Annotated in this window: 18 protein-coding genes; 15 read left to right on the top strand and 3 right to left on the bottom strand. The window is 68.4% G+C overall.

The features are described from left to right. The first annotated feature begins 49 nt into the window (after window positions 1-49). The 5 genes from ACIBG5_RS15995 to murQ all read left to right on the top strand — a co-directional run bounded on the left by ACIBG5_RS15995 (window position 50) and on the right by murQ (window position 7,526). Window positions 50-2,593 (top strand): glycoside hydrolase family 3 N-terminal domain-containing protein, encoded by a 2,544-nt coding sequence (locus ACIBG5_RS15995; RefSeq protein ID WP_396392293.1) that lies wholly within the window; start codon window positions 50-52, stop codon window positions 2,591-2,593. A 24-nt stretch (window positions 2,594-2,617) separates the two neighbouring features. After that, on the top strand, window positions 2,618-3,901 hold the full coding sequence (locus ACIBG5_RS15990) for an exo-beta-N-acetylmuramidase NamZ domain-containing protein (RefSeq protein WP_396392292.1): 1,284 nt from the start codon (window positions 2,618-2,620) through the stop codon (window positions 3,899-3,901). A gap of 35 nt (window positions 3,902-3,936) precedes the next feature. After that, a complete protein-coding gene (locus ACIBG5_RS15985; RefSeq protein ID WP_396392291.1) occupies window positions 3,937-5,622 on the top strand; it encodes a serine hydrolase in 1,686 nt (561 codons plus the stop codon). 36 nt (window positions 5,623-5,658) lie between these two features. Next, the gene (locus tag ACIBG5_RS15980; protein ID WP_396392290.1) at window positions 5,659-6,546 is read left to right on the top strand and encodes a MurR/RpiR family transcriptional regulator; all 888 of its coding nucleotides are present in this window, start codon (window positions 5,659-5,661) and stop codon (window positions 6,544-6,546) included. A 68-nt stretch (window positions 6,547-6,614) separates the two neighbouring features. After that, window positions 6,615-7,526, top strand: a complete 912-nt coding sequence (gene murQ / locus ACIBG5_RS15975; protein WP_396392289.1) for an N-acetylmuramic acid 6-phosphate etherase — start codon at window positions 6,615-6,617, stop codon at window positions 7,524-7,526. Window positions 7,527-7,544: 18 nt separating this feature from the next. Here murQ and ACIBG5_RS15970 read toward each other — a convergent pair whose 3' ends face one another. Together ACIBG5_RS15970 and ACIBG5_RS15965 are read right to left on the bottom strand one after the other, a co-directional pair. Then, window positions 7,545-8,705 (bottom strand): PrsW family intramembrane metalloprotease, encoded by a 1,161-nt coding sequence (locus ACIBG5_RS15970; protein WP_396392288.1) that lies wholly within the window; start codon window positions 8,703-8,705, stop codon window positions 7,545-7,547. Then, complete coding sequence (locus ACIBG5_RS15965) at window positions 8,702-9,334, bottom strand: hypothetical protein (RefSeq protein WP_396392287.1); 633 nt, start codon at window positions 9,332-9,334, stop codon at window positions 8,702-8,704. The genes ACIBG5_RS15970 and ACIBG5_RS15965 overlap by 4 nt, the downstream gene beginning before the upstream one ends. 357 nt (window positions 9,335-9,691) lie before the next feature. Between ACIBG5_RS15965 and ACIBG5_RS15960 the strand changes: the two genes are divergently transcribed. Beyond that, window positions 9,692-11,092, top strand: coding sequence for a class I adenylate-forming enzyme family protein (locus tag ACIBG5_RS15960; protein WP_396392286.1), 1,401 nt, complete (start codon window positions 9,692-9,694; stop codon window positions 11,090-11,092). On the opposite strand, the gene ACIBG5_RS15955 is transcribed toward ACIBG5_RS15960, so the two are convergent. Continuing rightward, window positions 11,023-11,622: a 4'-phosphopantetheinyl transferase family protein gene (locus tag ACIBG5_RS15955; RefSeq protein WP_396392285.1), complete on the bottom strand. Its 600-nt coding sequence runs from the start codon at window positions 11,620-11,622 to the stop codon at window positions 11,023-11,025. The two genes, ACIBG5_RS15960 and ACIBG5_RS15955, sit on opposite strands and share 70 nt — an antisense overlap. Before the next feature lie 17 nt (window positions 11,623-11,639). Between ACIBG5_RS15955 and ACIBG5_RS15950 the strand changes: the two genes are divergently transcribed. Genes ACIBG5_RS15950 through ACIBG5_RS15910 form a run of 9 tightly spaced genes read left to right on the top strand, consistent with a single transcriptional unit; the run spans window position 11,640 to window position 19,241 of the window. Then, window positions 11,640-11,894: an acyl carrier protein gene (locus ACIBG5_RS15950; RefSeq protein ID WP_131512895.1), complete on the top strand. Its 255-nt coding sequence runs from the start codon at window positions 11,640-11,642 to the stop codon at window positions 11,892-11,894. Beyond that, window positions 11,894-12,124 carry an acyl carrier protein gene (locus ACIBG5_RS15945; protein WP_396392284.1) on the top strand — a complete coding sequence of 77 codons (231 nt, stop codon included), beginning with the start codon at window positions 11,894-11,896 and terminating at the stop codon, window positions 12,122-12,124. Before ACIBG5_RS15950 ends, ACIBG5_RS15945 begins: the two co-directional genes overlap by 1 nt. Next, window positions 12,117-13,121 carry a beta-ketoacyl synthase N-terminal-like domain-containing protein gene (locus ACIBG5_RS15940; protein ID WP_396392283.1) on the top strand — a complete coding sequence of 335 codons (1,005 nt, stop codon included), beginning with the start codon at window positions 12,117-12,119 and terminating at the stop codon, window positions 13,119-13,121. Before ACIBG5_RS15945 ends, ACIBG5_RS15940 begins: the two co-directional genes overlap by 8 nt. After that, window positions 13,118-13,600: a hypothetical protein gene (locus ACIBG5_RS15935; RefSeq protein WP_396392282.1), complete on the top strand. Its 483-nt coding sequence runs from the start codon at window positions 13,118-13,120 to the stop codon at window positions 13,598-13,600. Before ACIBG5_RS15940 ends, ACIBG5_RS15935 begins: the two co-directional genes overlap by 4 nt. After that, window positions 13,597-15,192, top strand: coding sequence for a class I adenylate-forming enzyme family protein (locus ACIBG5_RS15930; protein ID WP_396392281.1), 1,596 nt, complete (start codon window positions 13,597-13,599; stop codon window positions 15,190-15,192). The genes ACIBG5_RS15935 and ACIBG5_RS15930 overlap by 4 nt, the downstream gene beginning before the upstream one ends. Next, on the top strand, window positions 15,189-16,469 hold the full coding sequence (locus ACIBG5_RS15925; RefSeq protein ID WP_396392280.1) for a beta-ketoacyl-[acyl-carrier-protein] synthase family protein: 1,281 nt from the start codon (window positions 15,189-15,191) through the stop codon (window positions 16,467-16,469). Before ACIBG5_RS15930 ends, ACIBG5_RS15925 begins: the two co-directional genes overlap by 4 nt. Next, a complete protein-coding gene (gene hppD, locus ACIBG5_RS15920) occupies window positions 16,469-17,542 on the top strand; it encodes a 4-hydroxyphenylpyruvate dioxygenase (RefSeq protein ID WP_396392279.1) in 1,074 nt (357 codons plus the stop codon). The genes ACIBG5_RS15925 and hppD overlap by 1 nt, the downstream gene beginning before the upstream one ends. Beyond that, window positions 17,539-18,444 (top strand): phytanoyl-CoA dioxygenase family protein, encoded by a 906-nt coding sequence (locus ACIBG5_RS15915; protein WP_396392278.1) that lies wholly within the window; start codon window positions 17,539-17,541, stop codon window positions 18,442-18,444. The genes hppD and ACIBG5_RS15915 overlap by 4 nt, the downstream gene beginning before the upstream one ends. An 11-nt stretch (window positions 18,445-18,455) precedes the next feature. Continuing rightward, complete coding sequence (locus ACIBG5_RS15910) at window positions 18,456-19,241, top strand: DUF3050 domain-containing protein (protein WP_396392277.1); 786 nt, start codon at window positions 18,456-18,458, stop codon at window positions 19,239-19,241. The last annotated feature ends 1 nt before the right edge of the window (window position 19,242 follow it).

Here is a 19,242-nt window from a genome sequence, read left to right as displayed (position 1 = left end):
GCGTCGCGGGGGAGCGCCTGTAATTCAATTACTTGTGGGGGTTTTCGCCTTGCACCTGACCCGACGTCAGACCCTCGGACTCGCGGCGGCAGCAGTCGCCGGTACGACGGTTGCCGGAACAACCACCGCCCAAGCAGGTACCGACCGATGGGTCCGCGAGACCCTGCGCCGGATGACGCTGGAACAGAAGGTCGGCCAGCTGTTCGTCTGCTACGCCTACGGGCCGACGGCCGACACGGCCGATGCCCGCAACACGAGCCTGTATGGCGTCGCGACGCCGGCCGAAGTGGTGCGCAAGTTCCACCTCGGCGGGGTGATCTACTTCGCCTGGACCGACTCGGTGAAGGACCCGCAGCAGATCGCCCGGCTGTCCAACGGGCTACAGGGCGCTGCGCTGGGCGACACCGGCGTACCGCTGCAGATCAGCACCGACCAGGAGCACGGCGTCGTGTTCCGGGTCGGACCACCGGCGACCCAGTTCCCGGGCGCGATGGCGCTCGGCGCGACCAGGTCGGCGGAGTACGCGCGGCAGGCAGCCGGAATCGGCGGCCGGGAGCTGAAGGCGGTCGGGATCACCACCGACTTCGCCCCGGTCGCGGACGTCAACGTCAACCCGCTGAACCCCGTGATCGGCGTCCGGTCCTTCTCATCTGATCCTGCGGTAGTCGCCGCCCTGACCGCCGAGCAGGTGAAGGGGTACCAGCGGGATGGGCGGATCGTGTCCACCGCCAAGCACTTCCCCGGCCACGGTGACACCGCGACCGACAGCCACACCGGGATCCCGGTGATCAGCCACACGCTGGAGGAGTGGACGCGGATCGACCGGCCGCCGTTCGAGGCGGCGATCCGGGCCGGGATCGAATCGATCATGACCGCGCACATCGTCGTACCGGCCCTCGACCCGGCCGAGGACCCGGCGACGCTGAGCAAGCCGATCCTGACCGGGATCCTGCGTGAGCAGCTCCGGTTCGACGGGGTCGTGATCACCGACTCGCTGGGCATGAAGGGCGTGCGGGACAAGTACGGCGACGCCGAGATCCCGCTCCGGGCGATCGAGGCCGGTGTCGACCAGTTGCTGATGCCGGTCGACCCGGGGCTCGCGTACAACTCGGTGCTGGACGCGGTGCGTGGCGGGCGGATCAGCGAGGCCCGGATCGACCAGAGCGTCGAGCGGATCCTGAAGCTGAAGCTCCGGACCGGTGTCGTCGACCAGCCGTACGTCGACCTCGCTCGCGTCGCGAAGGTGGTCGGCACACCGGCGAACTACGCCGCCGCCCAGCGGATCGCGGATCGCAGTACGACCCTGCTGAAGAACGACGCCGGCCTGCTGCCGTTGTCCCCGGCGCCGCGGAAGATCCTGGTCGCCGGCTACAGCCCGGCGGCGCTCGGGACCGCACTGCAGGGCCGCGGCGCGACGGCGGTCGTGAAGGACACGGGAGCGACGCCGACCGACGCCAAGATCGACGATGCCGTCGCCGCATCGGCGGACGCGGATCTCACCGTCGTACTCACGATGAAGGCCTGGGACACCGAGGTCACTGACAAGCAGGCCAAGCAGCAGAAGCTGGTCAACGCCCTGCTCGCCACCGGCCGGCCGGTGATCCTGGCCGCCGTTCGCGATCCGTACGACGTCGCCTACTTCCCGTCCGCGTCGACCACGCTAGCGACCTACGGCTACGCGGCGGTCTCGATGGAGGCGCTGGCCAAGGTGTTGTACGGCGAGCTGGCGCCCACCGGCAAGCTGCCGGTGGCGATCCCGGCGCAGCCCGATCCGTCCGTGACGTTGTACCCGTTCGGTCACGGGCTCGGCTTCGACCCGCGGCAGACCCGGCTGACTGTTGCCTCGTACAACATTCATGCCGGGGCCGGCGAGGACAACGTGTTCGATCTCGACCGGACCGCCCAGGCCCTGAAGGCGCTGAACGCCGACGTGATCGGGTTGCAGGAAGTCGACGTTCACTGGGACGCGCGCAGCCAGTGGCGCGACACCATCGCCGAGCTGGCCGCCACGCTCGGGATGTACGCCGGGTTCGCGCCGATCTACGACCTCGACCCGCCCACGCCCGGTCAGCCGCGTCGCCAGTACGGCGTCGGCGTGCTGTCCCGTTTCCCGCTGGTGCGGACAGAGAACCACCCGATCACCAGGCTGTCGACCCAGGACCCGAACCCGGTGCCGGCCCCGGCGCCCGGATTCCTCGAGGCCGAGATCGACGTCCGTGGCCGCCGGGTGCACGTCTACTGCACGCACCTGGACTACCGGGCGGATCCGTCGGTCCGGGAGGCCCAGGTCCGCGACACGATGAAGATCCTGGCCGGCGACCGCCGCAAGGATCTGCAGATCCTCACCGGTGACTTCAACGCCGAGGCGACCGCTCCGGAGCTGGCGGGACTGTGGACCCGGCTCACCGACAGCTGGACCGCCACCGGCACGACCTCCGGCGGTCCGAACACCTATCCTGCGGTCGATCCGGTCAAGCGGATCGACTTCGTCACCGTCGGCACGGGACTGCACGTCCTGCGGGTCGCGGTGCCTCCTGAGCAAGCGGCCAGCGACCATCGCCCCGTGGTAGCCGACCTGTCGTTCCGTCCCTGACGCCCTGCCCGAAGGAGAGATCTGATGAAGCGACGCAGTTTGCTGGCGGGCGCTGGTGCACTCGCCGCCGCCCCGCTGATCGACGTACCCGCCGCTCACGCCGGCGGTTCGGCCGGGGGCAAGGCGGTGATGACCGGCGCTGAGGTGCTGGCCAAGGACGACTGGCGGGCGCTGGCCGGTCAGAAGGTCGGGGTGATCAGCAACCCGACCGGCATCCTGCCCGACTTCAACCACATCGTCGACACCATGCACGCCTCCGGGAAGGTCAACATCGTCGCGGTCTTCGGCCCGGAGCACGGCTTCCGCGGGTCGGCGCAGGCCGGCGGATCCGAGGGCGACCACGTCGATCCCCGCACCGGGATCATGGTGTACGACGCGTACGGCGCGACCGTGGACAAACTGGTCGATCTCTACACCAAGTCGGGCGTCGAGACGGTCGTCTTCGACATCCAGGACGTCGGCGCGCGGTTCTACACCTACATCTGGACCATGTACTCGGCGATGCAAGCGGCCATCACCACGGGCTCGCGGTTCGTCGTCCTGGACCGGCCGAACCCGGTCGGCGGGTACGCCCGCGGCCCGATGATGAAGCCCGGGTTCACCTCTGGGGTCGGCAAGGAGGAGATCATCCAGCAGCACGGCATGACGGTCGGCGAGCTCGCCCGGCTCTTCAACGCCGAGTACCTGCCGCTCGACGCAGGAGGCGCACGGCTCAAGGAGCTCAAGGTCATCCCGGTGCAGAACTGGACGCGGGACCAGTTGTACGACGACACCGGGCTGCCCTGGGTGATGCCGAGCCCGAACATGCCCACCCCGGACACCGCGCTGGTCTACCCGGGCCTGTGCCTGTTCGAGGCGACCAACATGTCCGAGGGACGCGGTACGACCCGGCCGTTCGAGCTGATCGGCGCGCCGTACGTCGACTACAAGTGGGCGCAGGCGCTGCAGCAGAAGACCATCCCGGGCGTGGAGTTCCGGGAGGCGTACTTCACCCCGACGATCAGCAAGAACGCGAACCTGCTCTGCGGCGGCGTCCAGGTGCAGATCACCGATCCGTCCCGGGTCGAGGCGATCACCGCGGCGACGCACATGATCGTCGAGGCCCGCAAGCTCTACCCGGACTTCACCTGGCGGGCCGAGAACCCGCCCGGCCGGTGGATCGACCTGCTCACCGGGTCGGACCGGTTCCGCACCATGCTGATGGCCGACGCGACCGCGGAGCAGATCGTCGCGGCATGGAAGTCTGAGACCGACGCATGGACCGCGCGCCGCGCCAAGTACCTGCTCTACAAGGGAGCCCACCGGTGAGACGAGTCGCGGCGCTCACGATAGCCTCTGCGGTGATGCTGACGATGGCAAGCCCTGCAGTTGCCGACGGCAACAGATCTGGCCGGTTCGACCAGCCGTACGACGGCTACGCACCGAAGGGAACGCTGTTGCGTGACTCGACCCCGGCGAAGGCCGGACTGGACCCGGCACCGATCGACGCGGCGCTCGCCCAGGTCGACGGCTGGACCCGCCCGAACGGTACGGCGAAACCCCTGTACGCCGGCGCGGTCACACTGCTCGGCCACGACGGGAAGGTCGTGACCCGGACCGCCACCGGGATGGCGCTGAAGTACGCCGACGGCAATGGCACCGAGCTGCCGGCCGACCAGCAGATCCCGATGCGCACCGACACGATCTTCGACATGGCCTCGGTGTCCAAGCTGTTCACCTCGATCGTGGTGATGCAGCTGGTCGAGAAGGGCAAGGTCGACCTCGACACCCCGATCGCGACGTACGTGCCGGAGTTCGCCGCGAACGGGAAGGAAGCCATCACGGTCCGGCAGGCGCTCACGCACACCACCGGGTTCCCGGCCTGGCTGCCGCTGTGGAGCACCGGCAAGACGCCGGAGGAACGGCTCCAGCTGGCGCTCACCGCGAAGCTGCAGAACCCGCCCGGCAGCACCTACCTCTACAGCGACCTGAACCTGATCACGCTCGGCGAGGTGGCGCACCGGGTGACCGGCAAGACGCTGGACAAGCTGGTTGCCGACGGCATCACCAAGCCGCTGCAGATGCGCGACACCGGCTACAACCCGGACCCGAAGAAGAAGCCGCGCATCGCCGCGACGGAGTATCAGACCGCGCCGCCGCGGGGCATGGTGTGGGGTGAGGTGCACGACGAGAACGCCTGGTCGCTGGACGGCGTGGCCGGTCACGCCGGCGTCTTCAGCACCGCCGACGACCTCGCCGTTCTGGCCCAGACCTTTCTGAACGGCGGCAGTTACCGTGGTGCCCGGATCCTGAAGGAATCCTCGGTGACCGCGATGATCACCAACTTCAACCAGGCCTTCCCGGGCAACGACCACGGCCTCGGCTTCGAGCTGAACCAGCGCTGGTACATGGGCGGCCTGTCCGGGCCGCGGACGGCCGGGCACACCGGCTACACCGGGACGTCGATCGTGATCGACTTCGACTCTCGCTCGTTCGCCATCCTGCTGACCAACCGGGTCCACCCGAGCCGCAACTGGGGCAGCAACAACCCGGCTCGCCGGGCCGTCGTGCAAGGGCTTGCCCTGGCGCTCGGCGTCGGTCCGCAGCACGGCAAGGACGCCTGGTTCTCCGGTACGACGGACAACGCGACGACCACCCTGGCCACGCAGGTCGCCGTACCGGCCGGGGGAGCGAAGCTGGCCTTCGACCTGTTCGTCGACACCGAGGACACGGATCTGCTGTACCTGGAGACGTCGACGGACGGGACCACCTGGACGAAGCTGCCGTTCACCGTGCGGGACCGCGGAACCGTGATCGACACCGACGGGTCGATCAGCGGCTCCGGCGACCGGCACTGGCACCAGGTGTCGGCCGAACTCGGCGAGGGTGCGCAGACGATCCGCTGGCGGTACGCCTCCGATCCGCTGTACCAGGGCCGCGGTGTGTACGTCGACGGTGTGAAGATCACGCACGGACGCGATGTTCTTCTCGACGGAGAGCGAACGCCTGAATCATTTGTCGCTTCAGGTTGGAGACTTTCGCGTCGGTGACCCCACTTCGTGCATAGGCGCCGTACCGTGGCTGTCATGAATTCAACGACCTCTCCAGAACCCACGGGGCCGCTGCTGGTCCGGGTCCGCGCGGTGATGCCCGCGCTGGCCCCGGCCGAGCAGCGGGTCGCGAACGCGGTCCTCGCGGACCCGGGCGGAGTGGCCGCGATGACGATCTCCGAACTGGCCGAGGTGGCATCCACCTCGGAGACCACGGTCATCCGGTTCTGCAAGCAGATCGGCGTCCCGGGCTATCCGCAGCTCCGCCTGCAGTTGGCGGCCCAGTCGGCGCAGGAGAGTGCGCGACCCGAGGTGGGCGGCGACATCGAGCCCGGCGACTCGCTGGCCGACGTTGTCAGCAAGGTTGCGTTCGCCGACGAGCGGGCGGTCCGTGAGACCGCGCAGCAGGTCGACGTGGACTCCTTGGCCAAGGTCGTGACCGCGGTCGTGAACGCGCCTCGCGTCGACCTGTACGGCTTCGGTGCGAGCGCGTTCGTGGCGCTCGACCTGCAGCAGAAGTTGCACCGGATCCGGCGGGTCGCGTTCGCCTGGTCCGACGTCCACGTCGCGCTGCCCAGCGCCGCCCTGCTCGGGGACGGCGACGTGGCGATCGGCATCTCCCACACCGGTACGACGGTCGAGGTCGTCGAGGCGCTCGAGGAGGCGGCCAAGCACGGCGCCACCACGGTCGCGGTGACGAACTTCCCCCGCTCGCCGCTGGCCAAGACGGCGGATCTGGTGCTGACCACGGCCGCCCGGGAGACGACGTACCGGTCCGGGGCCATGTCCAGCCGGATCGCGCAACTGACCGTGATCGACTGCCTGTTCATCGGGGTCGCGCAGCAGGTGCTGCCGGACGCGCGCAAGGCGCTGGAGGAGACGGCCACCTCGGTCCGTGGTCACCGGCTCAAGGGCTCTGAGTGACGTCAACAGTTTTCTGTCAAGGATGAACGGAATTGAAAATCCTTCAGTAGGAAACTAACATCGGATCTGTGACCTCACCGACAGAGCAGCGCAACCCGAGGACGCTCGCCATCGATGCGGTGGGGACGTCCGAGATCCTGCAGTTGGTGAACAACGAGGATGCGCGGGTCGCGGGCGCCGTCGGACTGGTCATCCCCGAGCTGACCAAGGCTGTGGATGCCGCCGTCGAGGCGGTCCGCGGCGGTGGTCGGGTGCACTACTTCGGCGCCGGGACGTCGGGACGCCTCGCCGTACTGGACGCCGCCGAGTTGCTGCCCACGTTCCATACGCCCGAGGACCTGGTGGTCGCGCACCACGCCGGCGGGATGGACGCGCTGTTCCGCGCGGTTGAGAACGTCGAGGACTCCGAGGATGGCGGTGCCGCGGACGCGGCCACTGTGACCGGCCAGGACATCGTCATCGGCCTCGCTGCCTCTGGGAGTACGCCGTACGTCGCTGGGGCCCTCAAGGCGGCCCGGACGGCCGGTGCGACCACCGTGCTGGTGACGTCGAACCCGAACGCCCCGCTGGCGCCGCTGGCCGACATCGTGATCGCCGCGGACACCGGGCCTGAGGTCATCGCAGGATCGACGCGACTCAAGGCCGGCACGGCGCAGAAGCTGATCCTCAACTCCTTCTCCACCACGCTGATGATCAAGCTCGGCCGGACCTGGTCGAACCTGATGGTCGACCTGGTCGCCACCAACAAGAAGCTCCGCGGCCGGATGCTGCGCATCCTCGCCGAGGCAACCGGCGCTGACGAGCAGGCGTGCGAAGCCGCACTGGCCGCGGCCGAAGGCGAACTGAAGCCGGCCCTCGTCCACCTACTCACCGGCGCCACCATCCCGGCGGCCCGGGCTGCGCTCGAGGATGCCCACGGCCGAGTAGCCGACGCCCTGGCCACCCTCGGCGCCTCGCCCCAGCGCACCGCCTCCGCCTGAGCACAGCCGCACTGCCACTCAGGCGGGGGAGCGGAGGCGGAGGAGTTCGGATCGGGCGTGGGTTACACCGGGAGTTTCGGCGCCGTGGGCCTGGGCCAGCTCGCGGGACAGATCGGTGGCGGCTTCCAGCAGGTGCCGGGCCTTCCTGCGGCTGTGGAGGTGTTTGCGGTAGGCCTTGCGATCTCTTCTCAGGCCGCTGACCGCGTCCAGCAGAGCCGGGTCGAGGGCACCGGTCGCGAGTTCGGGGGCGAGCAGGGCACGGGTCCAGACGCGTTCCTGCCGGGCGGCGTGCCGCAGGACGTAGAACAGCGCCGTCAGTTCGATGGCCGCGATCACGAACGGCAAGCCGGCCGCGGCGACACCACCGCCGCTGAGACCGGCCATGTCGTCCCAGGCGAAGTGGAACAGCATGGCCATCAGCATGGTGAGTACGCCTCTGACCACGTTGCGCTCGCCGCGGGTCCTGCCGAGGACCCACATCAGGCCGGCGCAGAAGATCGCACTGAACAGGGCGTGTGACACGATGCCGGCCGCGCCCCGAACCAGGAACACCCGCAACGACGAGCCGAGCTGGTCCACGCCGTACAACTGCGTCGCGCCGTTGTAGACGTAGAGCACGTCCTCGAACACCTGGAAGCCGAGACCGATGTACGCGCCGATGATGAACCCGTCGTACGCGCTGCGGACCAGGCGTGGCGCGAGGCCGATGAGCAGCACCAGCCCGAGTGCCTTGCCCCACTCCTCGTTGATCGGCGCGGTGAGTCCGGCGCCCCAGTCCGCGCCGAAGGAGCTGCCGCCGGCCTTCGCCCAGATCTCCAGCAACGCCTGGTTGGCCGGCAGTGCGATCCAGAACGTCGCGGCGACGCCACCCCAGACGAAGCCGGTCGCCAGCAGCCCGGCAGGCTGAGCGGTGAACCGGTTGTGATGGCGCAGGAGCAGCAGCCACGGCACGAGGTACAGCGCGAAGAGGAGGATGCCGCCGGCCAGGGCCGGCGAGTAGAACGAGGCGCGCGGCCCGAAGTACCGAAGCATCGTCAGGGCGCCGCCGCCGACGCCCAGGACGTAGACCCAGAACGCCAGGTTGTGCGGTTGCAGGAACCGGAACGGTTGCCCCCAGCCCGATTCCTCGATCGCGCTGAGCTGAGCGGCCTTGCCTTCGGGCACTGCGGTGTCGGTCATCGGGCCGGCCCCGGTGTGATGCTGCGCAGCAGGGCTGCCACCTCGTCCTGGTACTGCTCGAACTGACCGGGCGCGGTGCGGACGCGGACGAGCAGCGCAGGCGCAGCCTCCACCGCCTCGGGTGTGCCGGTGGCCATCTTGAAGGCAGCATCGATGCCGTCACCGCCGGTGGAGGTTCGGCTCTCCACGACTCCGACCAGGCCGCCTCCGGTCGTCAGCGTTCCGCGCCGCCCACTCACGCCCGGGGCGTCGCTTTCCGACCGATCCACCTGATCCAGGAACGCTGTCGCGGTGCCGTCGTACGACGTACCGGTCAGCTCGATCGTGGCGCCTCCGCTGGCCAGCTTCACCTGCAGGCTCGTCGCGTTCCCGCCAGTCAGGCTCCCGCTCTCCAGTTGCCAGCCGACCGGTGGCACCGCGGTCGCACCGTCGCCGAGCTCGAGCACCTGACCGGCCTTGATCTGGTTGTGCCACGGAATCGCCGCGTTGAGCGCCGGCAAGCCGTAGATCAGCACCAGCGCTATGGCGAGGCTGGTCAGCCCGGCCGGGAAGGTCCGTCGGTCGAGTCCGAACCACCGGTGCTCGACCGGAACCCAGTCCCTTGGCGTCTCCTGCGTACCTGCTGTCATCGGCCCCTCCGCACGCCAGCTTCAACGCCATCACTGTAGCGGCGTCAGCTCGGCGCACCTGCGTGCCACAATCTCTGCGGCATAGTCCGGTGCGGTCTGCCGGACTGTTTCTTTGTGCGTGGGGTAAACCCTCACTGTGCTTGAGTCTGCACAGATTCCTAACCTCTCGATGCATTGTTTCCGGTGTCTTTTCGGCGGTTGAGTAAGCCTCCGCAAGAGGTTGCGAACGGTAGTTGGATCATCACTTCTGGTCCATAGCGCAGTTGTGTGATCGTGTCGTATCGTCGCGTCATCGCCAGACCTTGGTGGAGGTCCTGGTCTTCGAATCCTTTGTGTGCAACGAACTTCGGAGCTCGGATGACCAATCACGGTACTGTCGTGGTGCCCGGAACCACCCAGGGCGCGCAGTGGGTCGACGACGTCCTGCTCGCCGGCCCGGCCACCGATGTCTGCTTTCGTCTTCCGGAACCTGTTGATCGCGCGAAACTGCGCCGATTGGTCCGGGATCGTCAATCGGAACTCCGCAACGCGGGTTTTCGTGCCGGTGGTGCCGCGGCTTTACGATTACCGCCCTCATTGGCTTTCGTGACGCATTTGCTGGCGGTCTGGCGCAGTGGCGGGCAGGCGATCCTGCTGGATCACCGGCTGACCGACTACGAGGTCCGGCGGGCGATCGAGCGGCTGGTTCCGCAGGTCGTGGTGTCGCCGGAGCGGCCGGTGCGGTCGGGACTGCGGACGTTCGTCGAGGTGCACACCGATGTGGCCAGCTACTCGGGTCATCCGGCCGGGACCGCACACGCCGTCGTACAGCTGAGCTCCGGGTCGACGGGGCCGTCGAAGGTGATCGGCCGGACGGCGGAGGATCTCGTCGAGGAGGTACTGCGGTACACGCGGATCGACGGGGTGCCGGTGCGGGGTGAGCGGTTGATTCTGCTGCCGTCGATGGTGCATGTGCTCGGACTGGTCGGAGGTCTGCTCTACGGCCTGCATGCAGGGGTCGAGCTGGTGCCGCCGGCGCGGTTGACGGGTGACGCGATCGTGCAGGCGATCGCTGCGGGGACGTCGCCGGCGACGGTTCTCGGGGTGCCCTTCCATATCGGGCTGCTCGCGTCGGTCCAGGAGCCACCGAAGTTGCCGCAGTTCCAGCGGATGACGACGGGTGGCGAGTTGGTACCGGCCGCGGTCTCACAGTCGTTCGAGGACAAGTACGGCGTACCGCTCGGGAACATGTACGGGATGACCGAGGTCGGGGTCATCGGCACCGATCTGTACGGCGAACATCGCCCGGCGATCCGTCCGGCACCGGGGATCGAGGTCCGTGCTGTCGACGGCGAACTCCAGGTCCGGCGGGCTGAATCGCCGTACCTCGGGCTGTCCGATCCGGCGCGATGGTCCGACGGCTGGCTCCGTACCCGTGACGCCGGTGTGGTCGATCCCGAAACCGGTCTGGTCAGCATCAAGGGGCGCCTCGACTCGCAGGTCTCGGTCGGCGGCCTGAAGGTCGACCTGACGGAGGTCGAGTACACCCTGGGCACCCTCCGCGGTGTCGAGGCGGCCGTTGTCGTGTTCGACGGCGCGATCACCGCCTACCTCCAACTCAACCGCCCGCGCGACGCTGCCCACCTGGAAGCCGAACTCGCCCAACTCCTCGCTTCCTACAAACGCCCCCGCACCCTCCGCGTCCTCGATCAACTCCCCCGAACCACCACCGGAAAACTAGTCCGAGACGTCACAGTCCTCCGCAAGGCCACCCCGTGATGCGCGGTCAGCACGATTTCCGTGAGACCGGCACCGGCAGCAAGCGCGACCACCGCCCCCTCCCACGGCACGTACGTCACCACCAGCCCCGGCTCCGACTCGACCGCGCCACCACCGAGTGGCATGCGGCGGCGGAGGCCGGAGTTTCTGAGGCCTTGGCCGAGGGCTTTGCCTACTGCTTCTTTGGCGGTCCAGAGGTGGAGGAAGGCGATCAGGTGGTCGGGCTGCTCGGACATCCAGTGGAGTTCGGCGGGGTCGAACCACCGGTGCGCGAGGGCGTTGACCTCGCGGGGGTGGACGTCCTCGACGTCCACGCCGAGCGGACCCGACAAGGACGCGGCAACCACCACGAGATTGCGGCTGTGGCTGAGGCTCACGGCCAGCCCGTCGACGTACGGCTGCCCGTTGTCCGCGTGACGAAGCGACGGCCTCCTGACGAGGGTGCTCGCGAGGTCGAGCAGCAGCGCGTGGGCCGTGGCGCGCGACTCGGCGCCGGCCGGAGCCACCCAGACATGTACCGAATCACCCACCGAAAGAAGGTAACAAGATGAAGGACGAGGTTCGCGCTTTCGTCATCGCGCAACTGCAGGACATGAACTACGACACCGAGGGCGTCGATGACGAGACCACGCTCGGCCCGGCCGGCGTGGACCTGGAGTCGCTGGCGCTGGCGGATCTGTCGGTGCGGGTCGAGGATCGGTTCGGGGTCAGGTTCTCCGACGACGAGTCCGAGCAGCTCGCGCTGATGACGGTCGGCGAGTTCACCACCGAGGTGGCCGGCCGGGTAGCTCAGCAGGTCTGATGAACTCGAACCCACCACCGCCCGGGCGGGACGAGATCATCAGCTGGCTCGCCGGCCTCGGCGAGCGGCCACCCGGCACGGACCGGATCGACTCGATGGAGCTGGCCTGGCTGGTCCATCAGGTCGAGCAGCGGTACGGCGTACAGCTCGACGACGACCAACTCGAGCGGATGACCACCGTCGACGACGCAGTCACCGTGATCGCCGAGGTGCTGACCAGCCATGTCTGAAGCGCGACCGGTCTCCGTCACCGGCCTCTCGATCCTGACCGCGCTCGGCCGCGGTCCGGAGGCGCAGCTCACCGGCGCCCCGGCGTTCACCGAGGTACGGCGCTTCGACACCAGCAACCGCCGGGTCCGGTACGCCGCGATGGCCGCCGAAACCGGCACGCTGGAAGAAGAACTGGACCTGGCGATCGCAACCGCCTGCGCACAAGCCGGTGTCGACCGCAGTACGACGCCACTCCTGCTCGCACTCCACTCCGCGCCGGCCTGCGACTTCGGGCAACGTCGCATCTACACCAGCGCCTGCGTCTCCGCCAGTACGGCGCTCGCCGCCGCCGGAACCCTCATCAGCACAGGCCGCGCCGATCGCATCGTCGTAGCAGCCGCGTATCTGGTCGAACCACACCAGTTCGCCCTCTTTGACGCCGGGCGGGCGTTGGCCGACGACAACACAGTCCGCCCGTTCAGCCTCAACCGCCGCGGCCTGCTCCTGGGCGATGGCGTAGCCGCAGTAGTCCTCCAAGCCGGCGATGGCCTGGCCGAACTCCTCGGCTGGTCCCGAACCGGCGACGCGTACCACCCCTGCCAGCCATCCCCGGACGGCCGGGGCCTGGCCACTGCGATCCGATCAGCCTTGGTGAAGGCCGGCGTACCACCAGACGCGATCAGCTACCTCAACGCCAACGCCACCGGCACCCCCTTCGCCGACGCAGCCGAGGCCGCCGCCATCACCACAGTGTTCAGCAGTAGCCCATCTGTGAGTTCGACGAAGGGGCTGCATGGGCATGCGTTGGAGGCTTCGGGGTTGGTGGAGTTCGTGGTGACTGTGCAGGCCTTGCGGGAGGGAAAGTTGCCCGTGAACGCGGGGTTCCTCGAGCCCGATCCCGCGTGTTCGGTGGATCTGATTCTGGATGCGCCTCGGCCGGCCACGTCGGCGTATGGGATGACGGTGAACTCGGCGTTCGGCGGCGCCAATACCGCGTTGGTGGTGCGGGCGGGATGAGCGAGTTGCTGGAAGTTCATGACCTCGTCGTGCGTGGCGAGGGCTACTGGCCGGAGCCGGGTGATGACGTCGCGGCAGGGCCGCCGGTGGTGCCGGGGTTCGTGTTGTCGGTGTTCAACCCGTTGGCCGCGGTGGTGGCTGAGCGATGCATGAGCCGGCTGACGGAGCCACGCAAAACCCCGACGGGGATCGTGCTGGTGAGTGACGGGGACAGCGTGAGCGCGGAGCACGTACGCCAAGCTGTTGCTGAGGGCAAGCGCATCGGTCCGTTGTTCTTCTTCCAGTCGGTGCCGAACAGCATCGCCGGCTGGATCGCGGCGAAGTGGGACCTGCGCGGCCCGGTCGTGTGTGTGACCGACGGTGGCGAGAACGAGGCCGCGTTGCTGATCGGCGATGGGGACGCCGACCAGGTGCTGATCGTGGAGGTGGGTGCCGACCAGGCGTCCGCCCGGATCGTGAGTGGGGGAGACCCGATATGAAGAGCCTGAGAGCCCGGCTCGCCGCGGACCCGGCGATCGGAACCGGCAACGTCCTGGCGAGGGTCATCGCCCACGGCGCCGACCTGAGCGGCCCCGGCCTGACGTTCGACACACCCGTCGACCACTACCCGGCCGAGCACCCACTGACCCTCGGCGAGCTGGACGAGCGGGTCCAGGCCCGTACCGCGTGGCTGCACGAGCACGGCATCGGACGCCGGGACGTGGTCGCGATCTGGGCGACCGAGGCGCAGGACATCGTCCTGAGCTTCCTCGCGCTGACCCGGGTCGGCGCGATCCCCGCGCTGATGAACGGCAAGATGAGCCCACCCATCGCCGAAGAGTTCGTCCGCCGCCTCCGCGCAACCGGCGTACTCGCGGACGCGGCACATCGCGAGTTGTTGCACGAGGCACCGATTCTTGCCGAGCCGCGCGACCTGGGGACGGCGGACCCGGCCATGGCGCCGGAGCACTACCGGCACCACGCCGACGACCCTGTCGTGATCACCCACACCAGCGGCACGACCGGCGTACCGAAGGCGGTGATGCACACCCACACCACGCTGTACGCCGCTCTGAAGCACCTGCTCACGATGCCGCAGGCGCAAGGCACCGACAGGATCCTGAACGCCCTCCCGATCCCGCACACCGCCACGGTCCTGATGGTGAACCAGGTCCTCGGGAACCGGGCCGAGATGCTGCTGGTGTCCAGCCAGGATGCCCCGAACGTCCTTCACCACATCGAACGCTGGAAACCGCACTCCGTCTATGGATTCGCCGTCACCTGGGCCGGCCTGGCCCGCGAGGACCTGAATCGCCACGACCTCGACTCGGTCCGGATGTGGTTCAACACCGGCGACTGTGCGCACGAACCGCACATCCGCAAACTGGTTGCCGTCGGCACCCGGCAGACCGTCACCCGCGCCGGTCGCCTGACCGTCAAGGGCTCGCACTTCATCGACGGTCTCGGGTCCAGCGAGATGGGCCACAACGGCTTCCACATCACGCACACGAGCGACAGCGACCACTACGGCCGGTGCATCGGCAAGCCGTACGAGTTCGCCGAGGCGGCCGTGCTCACGCAGACCGGCGACGAACTGCCACCAGGCAAGCCCGGCCTGCTCGGCTTCAGGTCGCCGAGCGTCTCACCCGGCTACTGGAACGACTCGGTCAACACGTACCGCTTCCGCCTGAACGGCTGGTTCCTCACCGGCGACCTGGCCTACCGCGACGACACCGGCCACTACTTCCACCTCGACCGCATCCCCGACGCGGTCGCCGGCTTCGACGGCCCGCAACTGTTCACCTCGCTGTCCGAGGAACGCATCCTCGCGGCCCTTCCCGAAGTCCTCGACTGCACGGTGATCATCACGCCGGGCGACGGCGAGTACGTCGCCGACATCCTGCTCGAACTCACGCCGGACGCGGCCGAAGAAGACCGCGTGGACGCGGTGAAGGCCGCGGTCGGTGAGGAAGTCGCAACGATCATCCGCACGGTGACCGTGGTCGGCGCGGAGGAGGTCCCGGTCACGGTGACAGGCAAAGTCCGCAAGGTCGCACTCCGCGAAGCACGCCTGACCGGGGCAGAGGCATGACCGCGCCGGGCAGCGGCGTGACGATCACCGGGATGGGTCTGATCACGCCCGTCGGCCGAGGCGTGGAGACGGTGTACGACGCCTTGCTGCACGGGCGATCGGGCATCGTCAAACCACCGGCGGACCACCCGATCGCGAACTCCGTCGAGCTCGCCGGCATCCTCCCGCCGATCGACACGGGCAAGATCACCTCCGGCCCTGACGGCAAGGTGATGGATCGGACGGTTGTCCTTGCACAGCTGGCGGCCGAGGACGCACTGAACGACGCCGGCCTGGTCGTCGGCGACAACGTCGATCCCGACCGCATCGGCGTCATCATCGGCGGCGTCGGCGGTATGGCGACGCTCGAGCAACAGGTCCTGGCCCGGGCCGAACGAGGTCGTGCCGCCGTCAGCCCCTACCTCCTGACCGGCATCCTCCCCAACATGCCGGCTGCTCGGATCGCGATCCGGTTCGGTCTCCGCGGCTACACCTCAGCAGTCGGTACGGCGTGCGCCTCGGGTGCTCAGGCGATCGCGGACGCGGTTCGGCTGATCCGATCCGGCGAAGCGGACGTGGTGCTGTGCGGCGCAAGCGAAGCCCCACTGTTCCCGACCTTCGCCGAAACCTTCGCCAACGCACGAGCGCTGGCGCGGGGCTGGGACGATCCGGCCGAGGCGAGCCGCCCGTTCGACCTACGCCGCAACGGGTTCGTGCTGTCCGAAGGCGCCGGTCTGCTCGTCCTCGAAAGCACAGCGCATGCGGCAGCCCGAGGGGCCGGCGGCTACGCCGATGTGGCCGGGTACGGCGTGAACTCCGACGCACACCACCCGACTGCTCCCCGGCCCGACGGAATGGGCGCCGCCGAGTGCATGCGGCGAGCCCTGGCGAGCGGCGGAGTACGACCGAGTCAGGTCCTCTACGTCAACGCACATGGCACGAGCACGAAGCTCGGCGACGTGGCCGAGTCGGTCGCGATCGGGCTCGCGTTCGGCGACCGCGCCCCGGCAGTCAGCTCTACCAAAGCGCTGACCGGACACATGCTCGGCACCTCCGGAGTGGTCGAGGCTGCGGCAGCGGCCCTCGCGATCACGACCGGTCTGGTGCCGCCGACGTACCACCTGGACGATCCGGATCCGGCCTGCCCGCTGGACCACGTCCGCAAGGAACCCCGCGACCTGCGGCCGGAGTACACACTGTCGAACTCGTTCGGGTTCGGCGGCCAGAACGTGAGCCTGCTCCTCGGCACCGCCACCACGCCGAAGCGGCGACAGATGAACAGTGAGGTGAGGGTGTGATGGAGATCTACGGGATCGACCACGTGGAGATGTACGTGGGCGACGCTCGGCAGGCCGCGTTCTACCTGGGACACGCGTTCGGCCTGCAGATTCACGGCCAGGGCGGTCCGGAGACCGGTCTGCCGGATCAGCGGTCGCTGCTGCTGCGCGAGGACGCCGTACAGATCGTGCTGACCTCGGGGCTGGCCGCGGACCACCCGGCGGCGGAGTACGTGCGGCGCCACGGTGACGGGGTCGCCGTGGTCGGGCTGGAAGTGGACAACGCGTCGGTCGCCTACACAGAGCTGCTGGCGCGGGGTGCCGAGCCGGTGAGCGAGCCGGTGACGTACACCGACGGCCGGGAGACCACCGTCGTGATCGCCGAGGTGGCCGGATTCGGCGATGTGATCCATCGGTTGGTCGAGCGGCACGGCCCACGGCGGGAGTTCGCACCGGGCGCGTTCCAGATCACCGAGCCCGCGAGTGGCCCGGACGAGAAGCTGTTCAGCGAGATCGACCACCTGGCGATCTGTGTGCCGTCCGGTGAGCTCGAGCCGACGGCGACGTTCTACGAGGAGGTGTTCGGGTTCCCGCGGATCTTCGAGGAGTACATCGAGGTGGCCGGCCAGGGGATGGACTCGAAGGTCGTCCAGAGTCCGTCGAAGCACGTCACGTTCACGCTGATCGAGCCCGACGCGAACCGCCGTCCCGGCCAGATCAACGACTTCCTCAGCTGGCATGCCGGCGCCGGAGTGCAGCACATCGCCTTGCGCACCAGCAACATCGTCGAGGCGGTCAGCACGCTGGCGGGCCGCGGCGTCAACTTCCTCGGTACTCCGTCGACGTACTACCAGGCGCTGCCGGAGCGCGTCGGCGAGGTGGAGACACCGATCGAGGAACTGGAGGAACTGGGGATCCTGGTCGACCGGGACCACTGGGGTCAGCTGCTGCAGATCTTCACCGAGTCGATGCACGTCCGCCGCACCCTGTTCCTGGAGATCATCGAGCGGCGCGGCGCGATGACGTTCGGCAGCGGCAACATCAAGGCCCTCTACGAAGCCAAGGAACGCGAGCTGGCGGGAGCTGACGCATGAGCCTGGAGTTCAAGCTGTCCGAAGAAGAGTTGGACCTGCTCCCGACCGACGAAGACGTTGCCTTCTACAACCAGCACGGCTGGTACCTGTCCAAGAAGCTGCTGACGGACGATGAGACCGAGGAACTGGTCAACGCCAGCGAGCGGTACTACGCCGGCGAACGCGACCGGACCCTGCCGACGGCCCCGCCGAAGCTGGCGTACTGGGATCCGTCGAAGGGTGACGTCCAGCGGCACAACGACTACGTGCACTACGAGCACGACGGCCTGGCGAAGATCCTGCGCAAGCCGCTGATCGGCGCGGTCGCGGCCCGGCTGGCACAGGCCGACGCGATCCGGATCTTCCAGTCCACGCTGATCCACAAGCCGCCGATCGAGGGCGAGCCGTCGAACATCGTGCCCTGGCACTTCGACAAGCACTACTGGTCGTCGTCGTCGTCGGACCGGATGCTGACCGCGTTCATTCCGTTCCACGACTGCCCGCCGGAGATGGGCACGATCACGATGGTCGACGGCAGCCACCGCTGGCGGGAGATCGGCTCGGACGACACCGTCGTACGCCACTTCGCCGAGCGGGATCGGTCCCAGCTGGACCAGATGCTGACCGAGAACGCGGCGTACAACACCGCGGAAGTGGTGAAGGTCCCGATCACGATCCCTCGCGGTCACATGAACTTCCACCACTGCCGGACCTACCACGGCAGCGGTGCGAACGTCAGCGACCGCCCGCGCCGCGCGGTCTCCCTGCACCTGCAGGACGGCGCCAATCACTACCGCGAGTTCCCCCTGTCCGACGGCACCCTGGCGGCGTACAACCACGACGTCCTGGTACGCCGAACCGCCGACGGCCACCCCGACTACGCCGACCCCGACTACTGCCCGACCCTGTGGGCCGACCGCTGAGAGGAACCGCCATGTCCCGTTACGACTGGGGTCAGACCCATCCTGGCATCGAACGGCTCGAGAAGGCCGTTACCGAGGCTCGCGACAAGGTCGTGCAGCATCCGCTCTACGCCAACTTGGACACGCACGAGGCTCTGGTCACCTTTATGGAGCACCACGTGTTCGCCGTGTGGGACTTCATGTCCTTGCTGAAATCGTTGCAGCGTGAGCTCACCTGTGTCACCGTGCCGTGGATCCCCACCGCGCACACCAGCAGTCGCCGGCTGATCAACGACATCGTCATGGTCGAGGAGAGCGACGAACTCGGCGACGGGTTCATCAGCCACTTCGAGCTGTACGTGAACGGCATGGCGGAGGCCGGGGCCGACACCACGGCGATCTCGCGGCTCGTCGACCTGCTGCGCGCCGGTGGTTCGGTGGTCGAGTCGCTGCGCGAGGCCGGCGTACCGCAGGCGTCGGTCGACTTCGCCGGCACCACCTGGGACATCATCGAGAACGCACCGGTCCACTGCCAGGCGGCCGCGTTCGCGTTCGGCCGGGAGGATCTGATCCCGGACATGTTCACCCAGGTGGTCGCGGTGAACGAGCGCTCCAACAAGCTCAACACGTTCGTCGACTACCTCGAGCGGCACATCGAGGTCGACGGTGAGCAGCACACGCCGATGGCGATGCAGATGGTCAGCGACCTGTGCGGCGACGACGAGGCGAAGTGGGAGGCCTGTGCCGACACCATCAACACCGCGCTGGCCGCGCGTGCTCGCCTGTGGGACGCCATCCTGGCCGCGGTGAAGGGCTGAC

Source organism: Kribbella sp. NPDC050241, assembly GCF_044459685.1.
Taxonomy (GTDB): Bacteria; Actinomycetota; Actinomycetes; order Propionibacteriales; family Kribbellaceae; genus Kribbella.
This window is presented reverse-complemented; position numbering and strand designations above follow the sequence as displayed.